This is a genomic window from Streptomyces sp. NPDC056222, from assembly GCF_042264065.1.
Taxonomy (GTDB): domain Bacteria; phylum Actinomycetota; class Actinomycetes; order Streptomycetales; family Streptomycetaceae; genus Streptomyces.
This window is the reverse complement of the sequence record NZ_JBHJTL010000003.1, coordinates 158,800-179,039: the sequence shown is the minus strand read 5'-3', so window position 1 is coordinate 179,039 and position 20,240 is coordinate 158,800. Positions and strand designations below refer to the sequence as shown.

Below are 20,240 nucleotides of genomic sequence, written 5' to 3'. Positions count from 1 at the left end.
CCCCATGACCGATACTGCAATGCACGCAGAAGGACACAAAGGAGGGCACGGCCTCGTGACCAGGCTTCGGACAGGAGGGGTACGCGCCGCAGTCGGCGCCGTGCTCGCGGTGGCGCTCACCGCCGCACTCGCCGGGTGCAGCAGCACCGGCGGGAAGCGCGCGGAGGACGCCCGCAAGGCGGCCGCGGCCCAGGGGAAGGCGGCCGTGAACACGCCCCGGTGGACCTTCGCCATGGTGACCCACTCGGGCGACGGCGACACCTTCTGGGACATCGTCCAGAACGGCGCCGAGCAGGCGGCCGTGAAGGACAACATCAACTTCCTCTACGCCCACAGCGACGAGGCGCAGCAGCAGGCGCAGCTCATCGACTCGTACATCGCCAAGGGCGTCGACGGACTCATCGTCACCCTCGCGAAGCCCGACGCGATGAAGACCGCCGTCGAGAAGGCGGTCAAGGCCGGAATCCCGGTGATCACCGTCAACTCCGGATCCGAGCAGTCCAAGGCCTTCGGCGCGCTGACCCACATCGGTCAGGACGAGACCGTCGCGGGCGAGGCCGTCGGTGAGGAGCTGGACAGGCGCGGGAAGAAGAAGGCGCTGTGCGTCCTGCACGAGCAGGGCAACGTCGGCCATGAGCAGCGCTGCGCCGGGGCGAAGAACACCTTCGGCGGTGACCTGCAGAACCTGTACGTCGACGGCACCAACATGCCCGACGTCCAGGCGTCCATCGAGGCCAAGCTCCAGTCCGACCCCGCCATCGACTCCGTCGTCACCCTCGGCGCGCCGTTCGCCGACGCCGCCGTCCAGGCGAAGAAGACGGCGGGCTCACAGGCCGAGGTCGACACCTTCGACCTCAACGCCAAGGTCGCCTCCGCGCTCTCCGCGGGCACCCTCGGCTTCGCCGTGGACCAGCAGCCCTACCTCCAGGGCTACGAGGCCGTCGACCTGCTCTGGCTGTACAAGTACAACGCCGACGTCCTCGGCGGCGGCAAGCCGGTCCTCACCGGCCCCCAGATCATCGCCAAGGACGACGCCGAGGCACTGAAGGGCTACACGGAGCGGGGCACTCGATGAGCGCGACCGCCCCGTCCGGCCTCGACCACGTCGACGAGCGGCTGCTGCGCACCTCCCCGCTGAAGAAACTGCTGGCCCGCCCCGAGCTCGGCTCGGTGGTCGGCGCGGCGGCCGTCTTCCTCTTCTTCTCGCTGATCGCCGACAGCTTTCTGCGCGCCTCCAGCCTCGGCACGGTCTTCTACGCGGCTTCCACCATCGGCATCATGGCGGTGCCCGTCGCGCTGCTGATGATCGGCGGGGAGTTCGACCTCTCGGCCGGCGTGATGGTCACGACCTCGGCGCTGATCTCCTCGATGTTCAGCTACCAGATGACCGCGAACGTCTGGGTCGGCGTGGGGGTCTCGCTGCTCGTCACCCTCGCCATCGGCGCCTTCAACGGCGTCATGCTGACCCGGACCAAGCTGCCGAGCTTCATCATCACCCTCGGCACGTTCCTCATGCTGACCGGCCTGAACCTCGGCTTCACCAAGCTGATCAGCGGCACGGTCTCCACCAAGTCGATCGCCGACATGGAGGGGTTCCCCTCCGCCAGGAAGCTCTTCGCCTCCCAGCTGACCATCGGCGACGTCGAACTCAAGGTCACCATCCTGTGGTGGATCGGCCTGGTCGCGGTCGCCACCTGGATCCTGCTGCGCACCCGCTTCGGCAACTGGATCTTCGCTGTCGGCGGCGGTGCCGACGCCGCCCGCGCGGTCGGCGTCCCGGTCGCCAGGACCAAGATCGGCCTCTACATGGGCGTGGCCTTCTGCGCCTGGATCTCCGGCCAGCACCTCCTCTTCTCCTTCGACGTCGTCCAGTCCGGAGAAGGCGTCGGGAACGAGCTGATCTACATCATCGCGGCCGTCATCGGCGGCTGTCTGATCACCGGAGGCTACGGCTCCGCCATCGGCTCGGCGGTCGGCGCGTTCATCTTCGGCATGACCAGCAAGGGCATCGTGTACGCGGAGTGGAACCCGGACTGGTTCAAGTTCTTCCTGGGAGCGATGCTCCTGCTGGCGACCCTGCTGAACGCCTGGATCCGCAGGCGTGTGGAGGCAACCAAATGACCACCCCCCAGCCCACCGCCCCGGCCCCCGCACTCGTCGAGCTCGACGACGTCAGCAAGTACTACGGCAACATCCGCGCCCTCGAAGGGGTCTCCCTGGAGGTCCACGCGGGCGAGATCACCTGCGTCCTCGGCGACAACGGAGCCGGCAAGTCCACCCTCATCAAGATCATCGCCGGGCTGCACCGGCACAACGCCGGCACCTTCCGCATCGAGGGCGAGGACATCACGCTCTCCAGCCCGCGCGAGGCCCTGGACCTCGGCATCGCCACCGTCTACCAGGACCTGGCCGTCGTCCCCCTCATGCCGGTCTGGCGGAACTTCTTCCTCGGCTCCGAGCCCACCAAGGGCGCCGGACCCTTCAAGCGCCTCGACGTCGAGCTCATGCGCGAGACCACCCGCACGGAGCTGCTGCGCATGGGCATCGACCTGCGCGACGTCGACCAGCCCATCGGCACCCTCTCCGGCGGCGAGCGCCAGTGCGTGGCCATCGCCCGCGCGGTGCACTTCGGCGCCAAGGTCCTGGTCCTGGACGAGCCGACCGCCGCCCTCGGCGTCAAGCAGTCCGGAGTGGTCCTGAAGTACGTGGCAGCCGCCCGTGACCAGGGCCTCGGAGTGGTCCTCATCACCCACAACCCGCACCACGCCTATCTCGTCGGCGACCGCTTCATCCTGCTCAAGCGCGGTGTCATGTCGGGCAGCCACACCAAGGATTCGGTCACCCTGGACGAGTTGACCCGGCAGATGGCGGGCGGCAGCGAGCTGGAGGACCTCCGTCACGAGCTGGAGCGCCCCACCGCCCCGTAGCCCCCCGCGCCGCCGTCGTAAGCCGCCTCCCGGCACCGCACCTGGCAGAATCGAGCCGATGAGTACCTACCGCGATCTGACCCAGCGCGGGGCCACCCGAGGCGCCGCGCTGCGGACCGTCGGCACCCGAGAGCGGCGCTCCCACCTGACCGCGCCCCGGGTGCCCACCGTCGGCATCGACATCGGCGGTACGAAGGTCATGGCCGGCGTCGTCGACGCGGACGGCACCATCCTGGAGAAGGTCCGCACCGAGACCCCCGACAAGTCCAAGAGCCCCAAGGTCGTCGAGGACACCATCGTCGAGCTGGTCCTGGACCTCTCCGACCGGCACGACGTGCACGCCGTCGGCATCGGCGCGGCCGGCTGGGTCGACGCGGACCGGGCCACCGTCCTCTTCGCCCCGCACCTCGCCTGGCGCAACGAGCCGCTCCGCGACTCCCTGCAGTCCCGGCTGGCCGTCCCCGTCATGGTCGACAACGACGCCAACACCGCCGCCTGGGCCGAGTGGCGCTTCGGAGCCGGACGGGGCGAGGACCACCTCGTCATGATCACCCTCGGTACCGGCATCGGCGGGGCGATCCTGGAGGACGGCCGGGTCAAACGCGGCAAGTACGGGGTGGCCGGCGAGTTCGGCCATATGCAGGTCGTCCCCGGAGGCCACCGCTGCCCCTGCGGCAACCGCGGTTGCTGGGAGCAGTACAGCTCCGGCAACGCCCTGGTCCGCGAGGCCAGGGAACTGGCCGCCGCCGACTCCCCGGTCGCGTACAACATCATCGAGCGGGTCAAGGGGCACGTCCCCGACATCACCGGCCCGCTCATCACCGAGCTGGCCCGCGAGGGCGACGCCATGTGCGTCGAGCTCCTCCAGGACATCGGGCAGTGGCTCGGCGTCGGCATCGCCAACCTCGCCGCCGCCCTCGACCCCTCCTGCTTCGTGATCGGCGGAGGCGTCAGCGCCGCCGACGACCTGCTGATCGCGCCCGCCAGGGACGCCTTCCGGCGCCACCTCACCGGCCGTGGCTACCGCCCCGAGGCCCGGATCACCAAGGCCCAGCTCGGCCCCGAGGCCGGCATGGTCGGCGCCGCCGACCTCGCCCGGCTCGTGGCCCGCCGCTTCCGCCGTGCCAACCGTCGCCGCGCCGAGCGCCACGAGCGGTACGAGCGCTACGCCCAGGCACTGCGCGGCGGCACCGAAGGACGCACCTCCCGCACCACCCAGGACCCGGATTCATGACCGTTCCCTCCCCGACCACCTCACCCGAGCAGGAGACCAAGCTGCCGGAGGACAGGCGCCACATGATCCGCCGCCGCTGGCTGACGGCGATCATCATCGTCCTGCTCGTCGGCATCCCCGCCGGCTATCTGGTGATCTCCGCCGGCCAGAGCCGCGACAGCGGCCGCGACAAGGAGCGCGAGTCCTCGGCCACCGGGCTGGTCGACAACTGGCCGTCGCTGATGAAGCGCCGCGTCTTCGAGGTCCCGATCCCCGCGGGCAGCACCGGGGTCGCCTACTACGAGACCAGCAACTGGAAGACCAGCCGGCTGTACGTCCAGTTCACGACGAACGGCGGCGGGCTCGACACCTTCCTGAACGACGTCGGCTCCAGCCGCTCCGAGCTGGTCCCCGGCGAGGTCACCATCGGCGAACGCGACGCCGCCATCGCGGGCTGGGACTTCACGACGGACCAGAACTGGTCCGGCACCACCGTCCGCAAGGACAAGCCGCGGCCCAGCCAGGACATCACCGTCGACCTCACCGACCCCGCCGCCCCGAAGGTGTTCGTGGTCTCCACGACCACGCCGTGACGGTCCCGGTCGTCGGGACCTACGCCCGGCCCGCCCGGTCGGCCGCGCCGCCCGGTGCTCCGGGTCCACCCGCCGCTCCCGGTCCCGCCGCGCCGACGGGGTCCCGGCTGCCCCTCGCCGCGTCGCCGCAGTCGCGGAGAGCCGCCTCGCGCGCGACGAGAAGCGCCGGTTCCACAGGCCCCGCCTGGAAGTGTTTCCCTCGGAGATGAGAGGGTCTGGCGAGTGAGTGAGACACTGACGAACACCCTCCAATACCGCCTCGACGGGCGAGAAGACGCTCCGGTACTGGTGCTGGGCCCCTCGCTGGGCACCACATGGCACATGTGGGACCGCCAGATACCCGAGCTCACCCGTCAGTGGCGCATCGTCCGTTTCGACCTGCCGGGGCACGGCGGGGCACCCGCGCGACCCTTCACCTCCGTCGCCGAGCTCGGCGACCGCCTGCTCGCCACCCTCGACGAGCTGGGCGTCCAGCGCTTCGGCTACGTGGGCTGCTCCATCGGCGGCGCGGTCGGCCTCGACCTCGCCCTGCGCGCGCCCCATCGGGTCGCCTCCCTCGCCCTGGTCGCCGCCTCGCCCCGGTTCGGCAGCGCCGACGAGTTCCGCCAGCGCGGTGTGATCGTCCGGACCAACGGCCTCGAACCCATGGCCCGCACCGCCCCCGAGCAGTGGTTCACCCCCGCATTCCGCGCAGCGCAGCCCGCGATCGTCGAGTGGGCCGTGCAGATGGTCCGCACCACCGACCCCGGCTGCTACATCGGTGCCTGCGAGGCGCTCGCCGGCTTCGACGTACGGGAAGCCCTCGGCCGCATCGGCATCCCCGCCCTCGTGCTCGTCGGCTCCGACGACCAGGTCACCGGACCCGCCGAGGCCCGCACGCTGGTCGCCGGGATCGCCGACGCCCGGCTCGCCGTCGTCCCCGGCGCCTCCCACCTCGCCCCGGTCGAGCAGCCCGCCGCCGTCACCGAGCTGCTCACCAGCCACTTCGCCGGGATCGTGCACGACACGCAGAGCGCCCTGCCCGCCCTGGCGATGCCGCCCGTCTCCGCCCCGGTCGTGCCCGTCGCCGAGATCGCGCCCGCCGAGCCGACGGGCGAGGAGGCGGGGGACGTACGGCCCGACCCGTACGACCACGGCGTCAAGCTGCGCCGCGAGATCCTCGGCGACGCGCATGTGGACCAGGCCCTGGACGACGAGTTCGGCGCCGACCTCCAGGCCCTCGTCACCCGCTACGCCTGGGGCGAGGTCTGGAGCCGCGAGGGTCTGGACCGCCGCACCCGCAGCTGCGTGACGCTGACCGCGCTGATCGCGGGCGGCCACCAGGACGCGCTCGGCGATCACACCCGGGCCGCCCTGCGCAACGGTCTGACCCCGGACGAGATCAGGGAGGTCGTGCTGCAGACCGCGGTCTACTGCGGGCTGCCGGCGGCCGAGAGCGCCCTGCGTGTGGTGGGACGGGTGATCAAGGAAGAGACCACCCCCCAGGCGTAGGCTGACCGGGCCCCGTCCGGCCCGTCGTGAGGTGGAGTCCCGTGAAGCTGACGAAGATGTCGCACGCCTGCGTCCGTCTGGAGAAGGACGGGCGGACGCTCGTCATCGACCCGGGCGGCTTCAGCGAGGAGGACTCGGCGCTCGGCGCCGACGTCCTGCTGGTCACCCACGAGCACGCCGACCATTTCGACGAGGACCGGCTGCGGGCCGGCCTGGAGTCCAACCCGGCGGCCGAGATCTGGACGCTGCGCAGCGTCGCGGAGAAGCTCTCGGCCGCCTTCCCCGGCCGCGTCCACACCGTCGGCCACGGCGACACCTTCAGCGCGGCCGGCTTCGAGGTCCAGGTGCACGGCGAGCTGCACGCGGTGATCCACCCGGACATCCCCCGGATCACCAACGTCGGCTTCCTCGTGGACGGCTCCGTCTTCCACCCGGGCGACGCGCTGACAGTCCCCGACCACCCGGTGGACACGCTGATGCTGCCGGTGATGGCCCCCTGGAGCAAGATCTCCGAGGTCATCGACTACGTACGCGAGGTGAAGCCGCGCCGGGCCATCGACGTCCACGACGCCCTGCTCACCGACCTCGCCCGGCCCATCTACGACCGGCAGATCGGCGCCCTCGGCGGCACGGACCACGGCCGGCTGACGCCGGGCGACTCGACCGAGCTGTGATCCACCGGCCGCGGGGCCGGTGACTGTCACACCCCGCCGTTAGGCTTGCGCTCATGCGCATCGCGACCTGGAACGTCAATTCGATCACCGCCCGCCTGCCCCGACTCCTGGCCTGGCTGGAGAGCACCGGCACGGACGTGCTGTGCATCCAGGAGACCAAGTGCACCGTCGAGCAGTTCCCCGCCGACGAGCTGCGCGAGCTGGGGTACGAGTCGGTGGTGAACGCCACCGGACGGTGGAACGGCGTGGCCCTGCTCTCCAAGGTCGGCCTGGAGGACGTCGTCACCGGCCTGCCCGGCGGGCCCGACTACGAGACCGTGCAGGAGCCCCGGGCGATCTCCGCGACCTGCGGCCCGGTCCGTGTGTGGTCGGTCTACGTGCCCAACGGCCGTGAGGTCGCCCACGAGCACTACGCGTACAAGCTCCGCTGGCTGGAGGCGCTCCAGGCGGCCGTCGCCGAGGACGCCGCGGGGGAGCGGCCGTTCGCCGTCCTGGGCGACTACAACATCGCGCCGACCGACGACGACGTCTGGGACCGGGCGGCCTTCGAGGGCCTCACCCACGTCACCGACCCGGAGCGGGCCGCGCTGGCAGGGCTGCGCGAGACGGGCCTCGCCGACGTGGTCCCGCGGCCGCTGAAGTACGACCACCCCTTCACGTACTGGGACTACCGCCAGCTCTGCTTCCCGAAGAACCGCGGGATGCGCATCGACCTGGTGTACGGCAACAAGCCGTTCGCCGACGCGGTCAAGGACAGCTACGTCGACCGCGAGGAGCGCAAGGGCAAGGGCGCGTCCGACCACGCACCGGTCGTCGTCGACCTGGACGTCTAGGAGCCCGCCCCACGGCCCTGGGCCCAGGCGGCGTTCCAGCCGGCCAGTTCGGCCGGTCGGTTGGTGATGACCGCGTCGGCGCCGAGCGAGTCCAGGGTCTTCCAGCGGTCCGCGGTGTCGACCGTCCAGACCATCACGGCCACGCCCGCCGCGTGGAGCTTCGCCACGGCCTCGGGGTGGGCGGTCAGCTGACCGAAGGCCGGGTTGTAGGCGCTCAGCCCGAGCTCCTCGGCGACCGCGACCGGGTCGGGGTCCAGCGTGTCGCGCAGCAGGCCGAGGGGGAGCTCGGGGGCCAGCGCGCGGGTGTGTCGCAGCGCCTCGGGGTCGAAGCTCTGCACCAGGACCCGGTCGGCCATGCCGTGGTCGCGTACCTCCTTGACGATCCGCGCCACCTGCTCGCGGCTGTGACTGCCCTTGATCTCCAGGACCAGGTTCCCGCCCCGAAGACGCAGATCGTCCAGCTGGGCGGCGAGGGTGGGGACCCGTGCGCCGGTGAACGCGGGGGCGAACCAGGAGCCGGCGTCGAGCCGGTTCAGCTCCCTGGCGGTCAGTCCGCGGATCGGCCCGGTCCCGTCGGTGGTCCGGTCGACCGTGGCGTCGTGGAGGATGTACGGCACTCCGTCCCGGCTCGGCTGGACGTCGTTCTCGATCCACCGCGCGCCGCCCCGGCGGGCGACCTCGTCGGAGAGCAGCGTGTTCTCGGGCGCGGCGGAGGAGGCGCCCCGGTGGGCGATCACCGTCATCGGCGAGCCGGGCGCCCGCAGGAAGGCGTTCGCGGCACGCTGCTCGGCGCCGGCCTGGCCCTGGCCCGAGTCGGGCGCGGCGGCGGACGGTGCTTCCCGCGCCGTCAGGAACGCGACGGTCGAGGCGCACGCGAGGGCGATCACGAGCGAGACGGCGGCGGTGCGCCGGCCACGTCGCGGGCCGGCCGGCGGGGTCTGGGGCTCTGGCATGGGCATCACCTTATGGCCGGGCCCGCAGCGGGGACGCAACGGCCCGCCCGGGCCGGGACGATCTCCGCGCGCCGGGTGGTGCCACGGGAGGGTGAAATGCGACGCTGGTCGGATGAACATCCCGTTCCTGGACATCTGGCGCAAGCGGCCCGAGGCCGATCAGTCCCCCTTGGCCGCGGCCTTCGACCGTGATCCGGAGGGGTTGGGTGAGCTGCTCGCCGAGTGCGAGCTGCTGCGCGCCAGGGCCCAGGCCGCGGGGGTGAGCCTGGACGACACCGCCCGCTCGCTGATGGCGCTCGACCAGCTTCCGCCGCGCTGGCGGGACGATCCGGAGGAGCTGCCCTGGGTGGGCAATGACGCGGGGCTGTACCTGGGCACGGTCATCGTGCGGACGGTGCCGGGAGCGGCCTGGCAGGTGTGGCCGGGGGGCCGGCCGGTGGTCCGGCTGGCCTCGGGCCGGGAGATCGACGTGGTGACGGCGGGGCTCGACTGGGCCGTCGGCGGATCGCCCGAACTCTCCCAGGTGTACGGGGAGGCGGCCGAGTTCTGAGCGGCCCGAAGAGGCCTCGGATCACCTCTCCGCAGTAAATACGGCTAATGCCGGTCTCATGCGTGTCGGGCGTTAAGTCCCTTTTCCTGGTGGATAGTTTGCGCTGACCTCGACACCGCTGAGAATTGGGGCAGGGCAGCGTATGGCCGTCGTCGATCCGTTGATCGAGCTGCGTGACGTCAACAAGCACTACGGCACATTGCACGTTCTGCGGGACATCCGCCTCACCGTCGGCCGCGGGGAGGTGGTGGTGGTCATCGGGCCGTCCGGCTCGGGCAAGTCGACGCTCTGCCGGGCCATCAACCGACTGGAGTCCGTGGAGACCGGCGACATCCTCATCGACGGACAGCCCATCCCCGCCGAGGGGAAGGCGCTCGCCCGGCTGCGGGCCGAGGTCGGCATGGTCTTCCAGTCCTTCAACCTCTTCGCGCACAAGACCGTCCTCGCCAATGTCTCCCTCGCCCAGATCAAGGTTCGCAAGCGCAAGAAGGAGGAGGCCGACCGGCGTTCGCGCGAACTCCTCGACCGGGTCGGGCTCGCGGCCCATGCCGACAAGTTCCCCGCGCAGCTCTCCGGCGGGCAGCAGCAGCGCGTCGCGATCGCCCGCGCGCTCGCCATGGATCCCAAGGCCCTCCTCTTCGACGAGCCGACCTCCGCCCTCGACCCCGAGATGATCAACGAGGTGCTGGAGGTGATGCAGCAGCTCGCCCAGGAGGGCATGACCATGGTCGTCGTCACCCACGAGATGGGCTTCGCCCGCTCCGCCGCCAACCGTGTCGTCTTCATGGCCGACGGCCGCATCGTCGAGGACCGCGCCCCCGAGGAGTTCTTCACCAGTCCGCGCAGCGAGCGCGCCAAGGACTTCCTGTCCAAGATCCTCACGCACTGAACGGGGGGCGGGACACCATGCACCGTGCGCGACGCACTCTCACGGTACTCGCGCTGCTCGCCTCCGCCGTGACCGCGCTGGCCGCCTGCGGCAAGGAGGGCAGCCCACCCGTCAAGGGCCCGCAGCCCGACGAACTCCCTGTCTACCAGGTCCAGTCGGCGTTCCAGCTGCCCGACTCCCCGACCTGGCGGAAGGCGAAGCAGCGCGGCCGTCTGATCGTCGGAGCCAAGGAGGACCAGCCCTACATGGGGGAGAAGGACCCGGCCACCGGACGGTACTCGGGCTTCGACATCGAGATCGCGAAGATGATGTCGGCCTCGCTCGGCTTCGACCCGGCCTCGATCGAGTTCCGGACCATCGCCTCGGCCAATCGCGAAACCGCCCTGCAGAACGGCCAGATCGACTACTACGTCGGCACCTACACCATCAACGACAACCGCAAGAAGCTCGTCGGCTTCGCCGGCCCCTACTACATGGCAGGACAGTCGCTGCTCGTCCGCACCGACGAGAACGACATCCACGGACCGCAGGACCTCGACGGCAGACGCGTCTGCTCGGCCGCCGGATCCACCCCGTACCAGCGCATCGAGAAGGACTACCCGAAGGCGGACCTCGTCGCCTACGACACCTACTCCGTCTGCGTCGACAACCTGCTCACCTACCAGGTCGACGCGGTCACCACCGACGACACGATCCTCATGGGCTACGCGGCCAAGGTCCCCGACGAACTCAAGGTCGTCGGCAAGCCGTTCTCGAAGGAGCCGTACGGCATCGGCGTCCCCCGCAGCGACAACGCCCTGCGCTTCGCCCTCGACGACGCCCTCGCCTTCCACGAGAAGAACGGCGACTGGAAGAAGGCGTACGACGCGACCCTCGGCCTCTCCGGAGTCCCCGCCCCGCAGCCGCCCGCCATCGACCGCTACCCGGCGAGCTGAGGAGGCAGGCCCGCATGGACGTCCTGACACAGAACTTCTCGCTCTACTGGGAAGGCTTCCTCGGCACCGTCGAACTCACCGTCTACTCCTCTGCGCTCGCGCTCGTCCTCGGCTTCGTGATGGCCTCCTTCCGCGTCGCGCCGGTCGGCTCCTTCCGGGTCTTCGGCACGGTCTGGGTCACTGTGCTGCGCAACACCCCGCTCACCCTGCTCTTCTTCGCCGTGATGCTCGGCCTGCCGCGCTTCGGACTCGTGCTCCCCTTCGAGCTGTTCGCGGTCCTCGCGCTCGGCTGCTACACCTCGGCCTTCATCTGCGAAGCGCTGCGCTCCGGCATCAACACCGTGCCGCGCGGTCAGGGCGAGGCCGCCCGCAGCCTTGGCATGACCTTCGGGCAGACCCTCAACGCCGTCGTCCTGCCCCAGGCGTTCCGCTCCGTCATCCCGCCCATCGGCTCCACGCTCATCGCGCTCGCCAAGAACTCCGCGATCGCCGGAGCCTTCAGCGTCACCGAACTCCTCGGCACCTACAAGACGTTGAGCGAACTCGGCTACAACATCATCTGGACCTTCGTCTGGATCGCCGTCGGATACCTGATCATCACCCTCACCATCAGCGCGATCTTCAACGTCCTGGAGAAGCGCTGGGGAGTCGCCCGATGACCGAGTCCACCGCCCTGTACGACATCCCCGGTCCACAGACCCGCAAGCGCCACCGGCTCTACGGTGTCGTGTCCGGCGTCGCGATCCTGGCCCTGGCCGGCTGGATCCTCTACCTCCTCTTCGACACCGCCCAGTTCACCGCAACCAAGTGGTCGCCCTTCGAATACATCGGAATCCAGGAGCTGTTGCTGCGCGGCCTCGGGAACACCCTGAAGGCCTTCGCGTACGCCTCGGTGTTCTCGCTCGCACTCGGCGCCGTCCTCGCCACCGGACGCCTCTCGGAACGCGCGGTGTTCCGCTGGGTCTCGACGCTGCTCGTCGAGTTCTTCCGCGCCATGCCCGTGCTTGTGATGATCTTCTTCATCTTCGTGGCGCTCAAGGTCCAGCCGCTGCCCGCGCTGGTCGCCGGACTGACCCTCTACAACGGCTCGGTACTCGCCGAGGTGTTCCGCACCGGGGTCAACTCCGTCGACCGCGGACAGCGGGAGGCGGCGTACGCGCTCGGGATGCGCAAGACCCAGATCATGACCTACGTCCTCGTGCCGCAGGCGGTCCGGGCGATGCTGCCGACCATCATCAGCCAGCTGGTGGTGGCCCTGAAGGACACCTCGCTCGGCTTCCTCATCACCTACGAGGAGTTCCTGCACGCGGGCAAGCTGATCGCGTCGAACCTCGACTACGATCTGCCGTTCATCCCCGTCGTGATGGTGATCTCGCCGATCTACATCGGGATGTGCATGCTGCTCTCCTGGTTCGCCACCTGGGTGGCCCGGGTGGAGCGTCGCAGTCCCAAAACCAAGGCCGCGGACGTCCACCCGGCCGAACCAGAGACGCTGCTGCCCGGTGGGGGTCCTCCCACGAGGCCCTAGCGGCCACGCAGCAGCTCGCAGGAGCCGAACCCGTCCGGCAGCAGCCGGTGATCACTTCTCCCGCAGCGGGACCGACACGTACGAGGGGTCGGCCGACGGGGAGGAGAAGGTCAGCTGCGCGCCGGTCGGGTTGTGCTCGATGTAGAGCGGGTCGACGGTGTCGACGACCAGGGCGAGACGATGGCCGGCCGGCACGTCGTAGGCGGTGGAGAACAGCTCCAGGTCGACGGCGAACGGCTTGCCCGGTGTCTTGTCGTGGAAGGTGTACGGGGCATTGCTGACCAGCTTGCCGAGGCCGAGCGGGCCCACGTCGTAGAGGTAGGCGACGAGGGTGCCGCTCTCCTTGGTGGAGGTGACCGTGGTGTGCAGCTTCGCCGTCCCGCGCACCCGCTGTGGCGTCCCGTACCGCTCGGACTGCCAGACGCCGGCGAAGGGGCGGGGGAGGAGCGGGATCGAGGCGACGGGCGGCGTCTTCAGGAACTGGTCCAGGACGTTGGAGAGCAGCGCGACGCCGCCGTTGGCGCCGGAGTCGACGTTCGCCCAGATCCTCTGCGTACCGGCGAGGGCGATCTTCCGCTCGTTCGCGCCCACCGACTTCCAGTCCGGGTAGCCCTCGTAGCCGCCGGCGGACCGGGACTTGAGCTGGACGGGCTGCTCGCGGTCGATGCCGTTGTCGACACCCTTGAGGTAGTGGTCGAACCAGCGCTGCGTGCTGGTCCAGGTGTCGTTGGGCAGCCCGAACAGGCCGGTGGCCTCGGCGGTGGCGTGGTCGCCGGGGCGGAACTCCAGGCGCTTGGGACCCTGGAGCTTCTCGTAGAAGGAGGCGTACTGGTTCGGCGGGAAGATGGTGTCGCCCCAGGCGTTGCCGAGCATGATCGCGGCGCCGTTGGCATTGATCCGGTCCAGATGGGTGGCCGCGGAGCGCTTCCTGCCCCAGGCGATCATCTCCTCCTCCTTGGCCAGGTTGGAGGAGAGGAAGTCGCCCAGGATCTGCCGGAGTTCGGGGCCCGGGCGGCCGGTGAGGTACCCGGCGCCGCCGAGCAGGGCGGCGGCCTGGAGGTGCTGGGTACGGCCGCTGTAGATGGACTCGATGAGGTCGGCCCAGCCGCTGAGGGCCGCGACGGCCTTGATCCGCTTGTCGTGCGCGGCGGCGAGGAGGCTGATCCCGGCTCCGTAACTCACCCCTGCCATACCGACCTTGGCCGGGTCGGCCGGGGTGTTGGCGAGGGCCCAGTCGATGACCTTGGAGGCGTCGGCCACGTCCTTCGGTCCGGCGGTCTCGATCTCACCGCCGGACTGCCAGAAGCCGCGCGAGTTGTAACTGACCACGACATAGCCGGAGTCGGCGAGCTTCCTGGCCTGCGCGAGGTACTCGATCTGCGGCATCGCCCAGCTGGTGGGAAGCACGATCACGGGGTAGCGGGTGGAACCGTCGGCGCCGGCGGGGGTGACGACGTTGGCCTTGAGGATCGTGCCGCCGTCTCCGGCGATGTCGACGAAGCGGATGCCGGGCTCGGCGGCGTGGGCGGCGGGGGCGAGCCCGAGGGCCGTCCCGGCCACCAGGGCGGCCGAGACGGCGAAGACCAGAGGTGTGCGCACGGGTCACTCCTACTCGTGTCACTGGTGGGGACAGTGAAAGTGACCCGACGGTAACCGCCAGGGCTTACCTGGGGTAACTGGTCAGTAAGTTACGCGAGGGTAACGATTAGTGGTCCACGAGCGCGCTCTTCCTCTGCCACTCGGACCAGGACAGGTTCCACTCGCCGTAGCCGTTGTTCAGGGCCTGCGTCCCCTTGGCGTCCGATCCGGTGATCTCGAAGGGGTCGCCGACCTGTACCGCGTCGTACACAGTCCGCGCGTTCGCGTCGCTCATTCCGATGCAGCCCGAACTCCTGTTGGCGCTGCCGAAGTAGGCCGCGTTCCAGGGCGCCGCGTGCGCGTACATGCCGGACCAGGTCAGCCGCATCGAGTAGTCGACCATCTTGTCGTAGGCGTCGCCGAGTCCGACGGTCTCGGAGCGCATGTTGATGGTCCCCTCCTTGGACATCAGGACGGTCTTCCCGCGCCAGGACGCCTTCTCGCCGCCGGGTGTCCCCGCCGACATCGGCACGTCCTCGACCACCTGACCGTCGCGGAGCAGCGTCAGCCGGTGGTTGTCGAGGTCCACCTTCACCAGCTGGTTCCTGCCGATCGAGAAGGTCGTGGTGTAGTCCCGGACGAACCAGCCGCCCGTGCCGGAGTCCGTACCGCTCAGGTCGGCGTCGAGGGTGACCTTCGTGCCGGCCTTCCAGTACTCCTTCGGCCGCCAGTCGACCCGGTCCTTGCCGGACCAGTCCTGCATCCAGCCCCAGGAGCCCTCGGTGTTGTTCGAGGTCGTGACCTTGAGGTGCTTCTCGACCTCCGCCTTGTTCTTCACCGGGTGGTCGAACACGATCGACAGCGGCTGGGCGATGCCGACCGTGGTGTTCTTCCCCGGGGCGAGCGTCAGCTTGTTGACCTTCTCGGGAGCGGCGGTGGAGAACTCGGCCTTCGCGCTCCCGCCGGCCGAGTCGCGCGCCTCGACGGCGTACGCCGTCCCGGGCGTGGCCTTACGGGAGGAGGTCCAGCTCTTCCCGTCGGCGGCCACCTTCCCCTCCAGCCGCCCGCCCTTGGAATCGGTCACGCTCACCTGCTGAAGCCGCTCCCCCTCGGCGAGCGTGACGACGACGGGCTTACCGGCCTCGGCGTTCGCCCCGGTCGGGCTCACCGAGATCCGAGTCCTGGGAGCCTCCTGCCCGCCACCTTTCGAGTCGCCCGCGCCACCCGATCCACCGGAACACGCACTGAGCGCGAGGGCCAGTGCGGTGGTGACGAGCAGGGCGGGCACGGGTATGCGCTTCACGAGGACGACCTCCGGTGGTGATCTCTTACGCCGGGTGAGAGGGCCGTCGGCCGGAATCGGTTCCGAATATGTGGACTATTTCGCCGATGTCGGATGTGAGATGGGCGATACGCCGGTGTACGGAAGCCCGGTCGGCGCGCCGCCGACCTGGCATGATGGACCGGCTCCAGCCCTCGACGACTTGATCGGTGCCATGTCCCCCACCTCCCACGACTCGGCCGGACCGGGACTCACGTCGTATCAACAGACCCTGCGGGAACGAGTTCTGGCCGCCCCGCAGGTTGCGGCGCCGACGCCGTGGCGGTCCGTCTTCGAGCCGTGCGCGGCCGTCGGCGGGCTGGTCGGGATCGGGTTCGCGGTGGATCCGGTGAGCGGGGGAGACCTGGTGATGGTCGTCTCGCACGCCGGGCACGGGCTGTTCGACGCCACCACCGGGGAGCGGATCGCGAGGGACCCGCACCCCGACCCCGAAGGCGAACTGCCCGAAGGGCCCGAGCTCTCCTGCCCGGGGCTCGGTCCGCTCGCGGGGACGCGCGTGCGGATCGCGGGGCTGTACGGCGGAGGGCTGCACTCCACCGCTTCCGGTGGGTGGAGCGTCGAGGCCATCGGGCCCGACTGGCCGAACGAGCGGGTTCTGCTGAGCACCGGCGCAGGTATGCACCGGGGGCAGCACGGCGAGACATGGTGGCATGTGTTCCACTCCCGCTGGTCCGAACTGCGGGCCGTCGGCTTCTCGCCCTCCGGACGGACGCTCGCCGTCGCGACCAGCAGCGATCTGACCCTCTGGAGTCGCGCCGGGGAGGCGTGACCCCTCCGGATCTGGCATTCCGGCGGCGGTCGCCCCAAGCTGGGGGCGTGGAGAACACCAGCGACGTACCGGACGTCTTCGACCCCCGGATCTACGCCGACGGCCTGCCGCACGAGGCGTTCAGGGCCCTGCGCGACCGGCGGCCCGTCGCCTGGCAGGAGGAGTACGAGGTCCTCGGCTGGCCCCCCGGGCCCGGGTTCTGGGCCGTCACCCGTCACGCCGACGTCGTGCGCGTCCTCAAGGACTCCGCGGACTACTCCTCATGCCTCGGCGCCACACAGATCCGTGACCCGGACCCGGCCGATCTGCCCTTCATCCGGCGGATGATGCTCAATCAGGACCCACCCGAACACGGGCGCCTGCGCCGACTCGTCAGCCGGGCCTTCACACCCGGCCGCATCGGCCGGTTCGCCGGGCCCGAGAGCTGCTGAAGGCGGCCGTCGACACGGGCCCCGAGGTCGACCTCGTGCGGGCCGTGACCGACGACTACGCGCTGCTCAACCTCACCGACCTGCTCGGCGTTCCCGCGAGCGACCGCGGCCTGCTGCTCACCTGGACCGAGCGGGTCATCGCCTACCAGGACCCGGACGAGCCGCCCGTCCTCGACGAGCGGGGCCTGCCGGTCAACCCTCGCTCGCCCGCCATGCTCGCCGAGATGTTCGACTACGCCCGCGAGCTCGCCGCCTACAAGCGGAAGCACCCCGCCGACGACATCATGACGGCGCTCGCCACCTCCGAACTCCTCCCCGCCGAACTGGAGATGTTCTTCTTCCTGCTCACCGTCGCCGGCAACGACACCGTCCGCAGCGCCGCCCCCGGTGGCCTGCTCGCCCTCGCCGAACACCCCGACGAACGCCGACGGCTCTGGAGCGGGGACGTCACCACGGACCGCGCCGTCGAGGAGCTCCTGCGGTGGCACCCGCCCGTGCTCTCCTTCCGGCGCACCGCCACCCGCGACACCGAACTCGCCGGCCGGCCCATCGCCGCCGGCGACAAGGTCGTCGTCTTCCACGCCTCCGCCAACCACGACGAACGCGTCTTCACCGACCCCCACCGGCTCGACCTGGACCGGACGCCGAACCCGCACGTCTCCTTCGGTGAGGGGCCGCACGTCTGCCTCGGCGCCCACTTCGCCCGACTGCAACTGCGTGTCCTGCACGAGGAGGTGCGGGACACGCTGGACGACCTGACCCTCACCGCACCGCCCCGGCGGCTCGTGTCCAACTTCATCAACGGGATCAAGTCCCTGCCGGTTCGGGTGCGGTAACCGGGGCCCTCGTCGTCGCGGCCCGCGTGACATCGGCGACCAGCTCCACCACATCGGGGCCGTACGCATCGGAGTTGACCACCTTGAGGAGGAGCACGAAGGGGCCGGAGCCGTACTTCCGCGCCAACTTCTCGTGGTGCCGGGCCAGATAGCGGCTCGCGGCCCGGTTGGCGACCGCGGCCTGGCCGCAGAGGAGGAAGACCGGCCGTCCGCCTTCGCCACCGGTGAGACGGGCGAGGATCACATGCTCGGTGGTCCCGTTCACACACCGGTACACCTCGCCCCCGACCGTGATCATGCCCCGGTCCTCGAACGGATCCGACTCCACGTTCATCGTCAGGCCGGGCAGCAGGGAGGACAGATGGGCGGCCATCCGCCGGTTGGAGTACGGGCCGCCGACGCAGAACTCCGCGCGGTCCCCGAGGCCCTGCCGGGCCTCGTCGTGCTGGACTATCTCCGGGCGTGCCCCGCAGTCCTTGATCAGCGCGGAGAGCTCGAGGAGCGCGGACACGTCGACGTTGTGCACCGCCCGCTCGCTCCCCGCCTTGCGGTTCACCACCAGCAGACATTCGGAGCCCCCCGTGAGGCCGAAGAACGCCTGCTTGCGCCGGAACTTGCGGCGCCAGAGGTACGTCCTGGCCAGCCAGCCGAGCGAGGCGCTGACCCCGGTCGCGAGGACTCCCAGCACGACATTGCGCAGGTCTTCATTCATGGGCGCGCATGCTAGCGGCAGGGTGCACCGCTGTTCGAGGCGGTCCTGACGAGAAGGCGGGACGGAAGTTACGCTGCGCGGACGGTTGTTGACTGGAGGTACGGATGCGTCGTTCCGCCGCTCGGAAGGTCTCTCTGCTCGCCGTCGCCGCGACGGTGCTCTCGGTGGGCGCGGCGGCGCCACCGACCGGCCCGAGGCCACCGGCGAAGGAACCCGTCGCCGTCGGATACGGCGGAGCAGTCGCCAGCGTGGACGCCGACGCCTCCGCCGCCGGGATCGAGGTGCTCCGCAAGGGCGGCAACGCCGTCGACGCGGCCGTCGCCGTGGCCGCGGCGCTCGGCGTCACCGAGCCCTACTCCGCGGGCATCGGCGGAGGCGGCTACTTCGTCCACTACGACGCCAGGACCCGTACCGTCCACACCGTCGACGGCCGCGAGACCGCCCCGGCGTCGGCGGACAGCCGGCTCTTCCTGGAGAACGGGAAGCCCATCCCGTTCGAGGAGGGCATGACCAGCGGCCGGGGCGTCGGCACCCCCGGCACCCCGGCGACCTGGAAGACCGCTCTCGACGCCTGGGGCAGCAAGCCGCTGCGCACCCTCCTCGAACCGGCCGAGCGCCTCGCCCGCGACGGCTTCACCGTCGACGCGACCTTCCGGTCCCAGACCGCCGCCAACGAGGCCCGCTTCCGGGACTTCCCCGCCTCCTCCGAGCTGTTCCTGCCCGGCGGCCGGCTCCCCGTCGTGGGCTCCGTCTTCAAGAACCCCGACCTGGCCCGTACGTACGACAAGCTGGGCCGCGAGGGTGTCGGCGCGCTCTACCGGGGCCCGCTGGCCCGGGACATCGTCGACACCGTCCGTAAGCCACCCGTACGGGACGGCGCCACCAGGGTGGTCCGCCCCGGCGATCTGACGGAGCGTGACCTCAAGGCGTACGAGACCGAGCGGCGCCGGCCGACGCGGATTTCCTACCGGGGTCTCGACGTCTACGGCATGGCCCCGTCGTCCTCCGGCGGTACGAGCGTCGGTGAGGCGCTCAACATCCTGGAACGGACCGACCTCTCCACGGCCTCGCAGACCGCCTATCTGCACCGCTTCATCGAGGCGAGCCGGATCGCCTTCGCCGACCGGGGGCGCTGGGTCGGCGACCCGGCCTTCGAGGACGTGCCGACCCGCGAGCTGCTCTCGCAGCGGTACGCCGACTCCCGCGCATGCCTGATCCGCGACGACGCCGTGCTGACCAGCCCGCTCGCACCGGGCGACCCGCGCGATCCGGCGGCCTGCGCGAGCGGGGGGACGGCGGCGCCGACCACGTACGAGGGCGAGAACACCACCCATCTGACGGTCGCCGACAAGTGGGGCAACGTCGTCGCCTACACCCTGACGATCGAGTCGACGGGCGGCAGCGGCATCACCGTTCCCGGCCGCGGCTTCCTGCTCAACAACGAGCTGACCGACTTCTCCTTCGCCCCGGCGAACCCGGCCGTCCACGACCCGAACCTGCCCGGCCCGGGCAAGCGGCCCCGCTCCTCGATGTCCCCGACGATCGTGCTGGACGGACACGGCCGACCGGTGCTCGCCCTCGGCTCGCCCGGCGGCGCCACCATCATCACCACCGTGCTCCAGACGCTGACCGGCGTCGTGGACCGTGGCCTGCCGCTCGTCGACGCGATCGCGGCCCCGCGCGCAAGTCAGCGGAACCAGGCGACGACGGAGCTGGAGCCGGGGCTGTGGAACAGCCCGTCGAGGGGCGAACTCGAGGCGATCGGCCACGGCTTCCGGCAGAACCCCGAGATCGGGGCGGCGACCGGCGTACAGCGACTCCCGGACGGCCGCTGGGTGGCCGCGGCGGAGACGGTACGCAGGGGCGGCGGCTCGGCGATGGTGGTGCGGCCGGCACGGTAGCGGGGACGACCGGCCGGCGGGGCGCGGAGCCCGGGCGGGTCGCGACGGCGGGCGGGGACGTCCGATGGGCCGTGCCGACGGCCCG

The 20,240-nt window shown here is 70.6% G+C and carries 19 protein-coding genes and 1 pseudogene; 16 read left to right on the top strand and 4 right to left on the bottom strand.

Annotated elements, in window-relative coordinates:
- Positions 1-55: 55 nt before the first annotated feature.
- From ACFC0D_RS02980 to ACFC0D_RS02945, 8 genes are all read left to right on the top strand, one after another.
- On the top strand, positions 56-1,075 hold the full coding sequence (locus ACFC0D_RS02980) for a sugar ABC transporter substrate-binding protein (RefSeq protein WP_376430693.1): 1,020 nt from the start codon (positions 56-58) through the stop codon (positions 1,073-1,075).
- Positions 1,072-2,121, top strand: coding sequence for an ABC transporter permease (locus ACFC0D_RS02975; RefSeq protein ID WP_376430692.1), 1,050 nt, complete (start codon positions 1,072-1,074; stop codon positions 2,119-2,121). Before ACFC0D_RS02980 ends, ACFC0D_RS02975 begins: the two co-directional genes overlap by 4 nt.
- Positions 2,118-2,927: an ATP-binding cassette domain-containing protein gene (locus ACFC0D_RS02970; protein ID WP_376430691.1), complete on the top strand. Its 810-nt coding sequence runs from the start codon at positions 2,118-2,120 to the stop codon at positions 2,925-2,927. Before ACFC0D_RS02975 ends, ACFC0D_RS02970 begins: the two co-directional genes overlap by 4 nt.
- Before the next feature lie 58 nt (positions 2,928-2,985).
- Positions 2,986-4,161 carry an ROK family glucokinase gene (locus tag ACFC0D_RS02965; RefSeq protein ID WP_376430690.1) on the top strand — a complete coding sequence of 392 codons (1,176 nt, stop codon included), beginning with the start codon at positions 2,986-2,988 and terminating at the stop codon, positions 4,159-4,161.
- A complete protein-coding gene (locus tag ACFC0D_RS02960; RefSeq protein WP_376430689.1) occupies positions 4,158-4,733 on the top strand; it encodes a hypothetical protein in 576 nt (191 codons plus the stop codon). Before ACFC0D_RS02965 ends, ACFC0D_RS02960 begins: the two co-directional genes overlap by 4 nt.
- Positions 4,734-4,955: 222 nt before the next feature.
- Positions 4,956-6,224, top strand: coding sequence for an alpha/beta fold hydrolase (locus ACFC0D_RS02955; protein WP_376430688.1), 1,269 nt, complete (start codon positions 4,956-4,958; stop codon positions 6,222-6,224).
- Positions 6,225-6,280: 56 nt separating this feature from the next.
- Positions 6,281-6,898, top strand: coding sequence for an MBL fold metallo-hydrolase (locus ACFC0D_RS02950; RefSeq protein ID WP_376430719.1), 618 nt, complete (start codon positions 6,281-6,283; stop codon positions 6,896-6,898).
- A gap of 53 nt (positions 6,899-6,951) precedes the next feature.
- Complete coding sequence (locus tag ACFC0D_RS02945) at positions 6,952-7,731, top strand: exodeoxyribonuclease III (protein ID WP_376430687.1); 780 nt, start codon at positions 6,952-6,954, stop codon at positions 7,729-7,731.
- Here ACFC0D_RS02945 and ACFC0D_RS02940 read toward each other — a convergent pair.
- Entirely contained in the window at positions 7,728-8,684 is a 957-nt protein-coding gene (locus tag ACFC0D_RS02940) for a glycerophosphodiester phosphodiesterase (protein ID WP_376430686.1), read from the bottom strand. The genes ACFC0D_RS02945 and ACFC0D_RS02940 overlap by 4 nt on opposite strands.
- A gap of 112 nt (positions 8,685-8,796) precedes the next feature.
- Here ACFC0D_RS02940 and ACFC0D_RS02935 point away from each other — a divergent pair, with 112 nt between their 5' ends.
- From ACFC0D_RS02935 to ACFC0D_RS02915, 5 genes are all read left to right on the top strand, one after another.
- Entirely contained in the window at positions 8,797-9,234 is a 438-nt protein-coding gene (locus ACFC0D_RS02935; RefSeq protein ID WP_376430685.1) for a DUF6278 family protein, read from the top strand.
- Positions 9,235-9,376: 142 nt separating this feature from the next.
- Positions 9,377-10,123 (top strand): amino acid ABC transporter ATP-binding protein, encoded by a 747-nt coding sequence (locus ACFC0D_RS02930; protein WP_376430684.1) that lies wholly within the window; start codon positions 9,377-9,379, stop codon positions 10,121-10,123.
- A 17-nt stretch (positions 10,124-10,140) separates the two neighbouring features.
- The gene (locus ACFC0D_RS02925; protein WP_376430683.1) at positions 10,141-11,058 is read left to right on the top strand and encodes a glutamate ABC transporter substrate-binding protein; all 918 of its coding nucleotides are present in this window, start codon (positions 10,141-10,143) and stop codon (positions 11,056-11,058) included.
- Positions 11,059-11,072: 14 nt separating this feature from the next.
- Entirely contained in the window at positions 11,073-11,717 is a 645-nt protein-coding gene (locus tag ACFC0D_RS02920; RefSeq protein WP_376430682.1) for an amino acid ABC transporter permease, read from the top strand.
- Complete coding sequence (locus ACFC0D_RS02915) at positions 11,714-12,586, top strand: amino acid ABC transporter permease (RefSeq protein WP_376430681.1); 873 nt, start codon at positions 11,714-11,716, stop codon at positions 12,584-12,586. The genes ACFC0D_RS02920 and ACFC0D_RS02915 overlap by 4 nt, the downstream gene beginning before the upstream one ends.
- A 51-nt stretch (positions 12,587-12,637) precedes the next feature.
- Here the strand turns inward: ACFC0D_RS02915 and ACFC0D_RS02910 are convergent, their stop codons facing one another.
- The gene (locus tag ACFC0D_RS02910; RefSeq protein WP_376430680.1) at positions 12,638-14,185 is read right to left on the bottom strand and encodes an alpha/beta fold hydrolase; all 1,548 of its coding nucleotides are present in this window, start codon (positions 14,183-14,185) and stop codon (positions 12,638-12,640) included.
- A 106-nt stretch (positions 14,186-14,291) separates the two neighbouring features.
- Positions 14,292-15,467, bottom strand: coding sequence for an Ig-like domain-containing protein (locus tag ACFC0D_RS02905; RefSeq protein WP_376430679.1), 1,176 nt, complete (start codon positions 15,465-15,467; stop codon positions 14,292-14,294).
- A 193-nt stretch (positions 15,468-15,660) separates the two neighbouring features.
- Here ACFC0D_RS02905 and ACFC0D_RS02900 point away from each other — a divergent pair, with 193 nt between their 5' ends.
- The gene (locus tag ACFC0D_RS02900) at positions 15,661-16,275 is read left to right on the top strand and encodes a hypothetical protein (RefSeq protein WP_376430678.1); all 615 of its coding nucleotides are present in this window, start codon (positions 15,661-15,663) and stop codon (positions 16,273-16,275) included.
- Positions 16,276-16,322: 47 nt separating this feature from the next.
- Positions 16,323-17,542, top strand: a pseudogene (locus ACFC0D_RS02895) (cytochrome P450).
- On the opposite strand, the gene ACFC0D_RS02890 reads toward ACFC0D_RS02895, so the two are convergent.
- Positions 17,514-18,254: a hypothetical protein gene (locus tag ACFC0D_RS02890; protein ID WP_376430677.1), complete on the bottom strand. Its 741-nt coding sequence runs from the start codon at positions 18,252-18,254 to the stop codon at positions 17,514-17,516. The pseudogene ACFC0D_RS02895 and the gene ACFC0D_RS02890 sit on opposite strands and share 29 nt — an antisense overlap.
- A 104-nt stretch (positions 18,255-18,358) precedes the next feature.
- Here ACFC0D_RS02890 and ggt point away from each other — a divergent pair, with 104 nt between their 5' ends.
- Positions 18,359-20,155, top strand: a complete 1,797-nt coding sequence (gene ggt, locus ACFC0D_RS02885; RefSeq protein ID WP_376430676.1) for a gamma-glutamyltransferase — start codon at positions 18,359-18,361, stop codon at positions 20,153-20,155.
- Positions 20,156-20,240 lie beyond the last annotated feature (85 nt).

Excerpts from the sequence above, each read along its gene's own strand:
- ACFC0D_RS02975 (WP_376430692.1), top strand. The coding sequence starts at position 1,072 with ATGAGCGCGACCGCCCCGTCCGGCCTCGACCACGTCGACGAGCGGCTG.
- ACFC0D_RS02935 (WP_376430685.1), top strand. The coding sequence starts at position 8,797 with ATGAACATCCCGTTCCTGGACATCTGGCGCAAGCGGCCCGAGGCCGAT.
- ACFC0D_RS02945 (WP_376430687.1), top strand. The coding sequence starts at position 6,952 with ATGCGCATCGCGACCTGGAACGTCAATTCGATCACCGCCCGCCTGCCC.
- ACFC0D_RS02925 (WP_376430683.1), top strand. The coding sequence starts at position 10,141 with ATGCACCGTGCGCGACGCACTCTCACGGTACTCGCGCTGCTCGCCTCC.
- ACFC0D_RS02900 (WP_376430678.1), top strand. The coding sequence starts at position 15,661 with ATGTCCCCCACCTCCCACGACTCGGCCGGACCGGGACTCACGTCGTAT.
- ACFC0D_RS02920 (WP_376430682.1), top strand. The coding sequence starts at position 11,073 with ATGGACGTCCTGACACAGAACTTCTCGCTCTACTGGGAAGGCTTCCTC.
- ACFC0D_RS02970 (WP_376430691.1), top strand. The coding sequence starts at position 2,118 with ATGACCACCCCCCAGCCCACCGCCCCGGCCCCCGCACTCGTCGAGCTC.
- ACFC0D_RS02930 (WP_376430684.1), top strand. The coding sequence starts at position 9,377 with ATGGCCGTCGTCGATCCGTTGATCGAGCTGCGTGACGTCAACAAGCAC.
- ggt (WP_376430676.1), top strand. The coding sequence starts at position 18,359 with ATGCGTCGTTCCGCCGCTCGGAAGGTCTCTCTGCTCGCCGTCGCCGCG.
- ACFC0D_RS02950 (WP_376430719.1), top strand. The coding sequence starts at position 6,281 with ATGTCGCACGCCTGCGTCCGTCTGGAGAAGGACGGGCGGACGCTCGTC.
- ACFC0D_RS02890 (WP_376430677.1), bottom strand. The coding sequence starts at position 18,254 with ATGAATGAAGACCTGCGCAATGTCGTGCTGGGAGTCCTCGCGACCGGG.
- ACFC0D_RS02940 (WP_376430686.1), bottom strand. The coding sequence starts at position 8,684 with ATGCCAGAGCCCCAGACCCCGCCGGCCGGCCCGCGACGTGGCCGGCGC.
- ACFC0D_RS02960 (WP_376430689.1), top strand. The coding sequence starts at position 4,158 with ATGACCGTTCCCTCCCCGACCACCTCACCCGAGCAGGAGACCAAGCTG.
- ACFC0D_RS02915 (WP_376430681.1), top strand. The coding sequence starts at position 11,714 with ATGACCGAGTCCACCGCCCTGTACGACATCCCCGGTCCACAGACCCGC.
- ACFC0D_RS02965 (WP_376430690.1), top strand. The coding sequence starts at position 2,986 with ATGAGTACCTACCGCGATCTGACCCAGCGCGGGGCCACCCGAGGCGCC.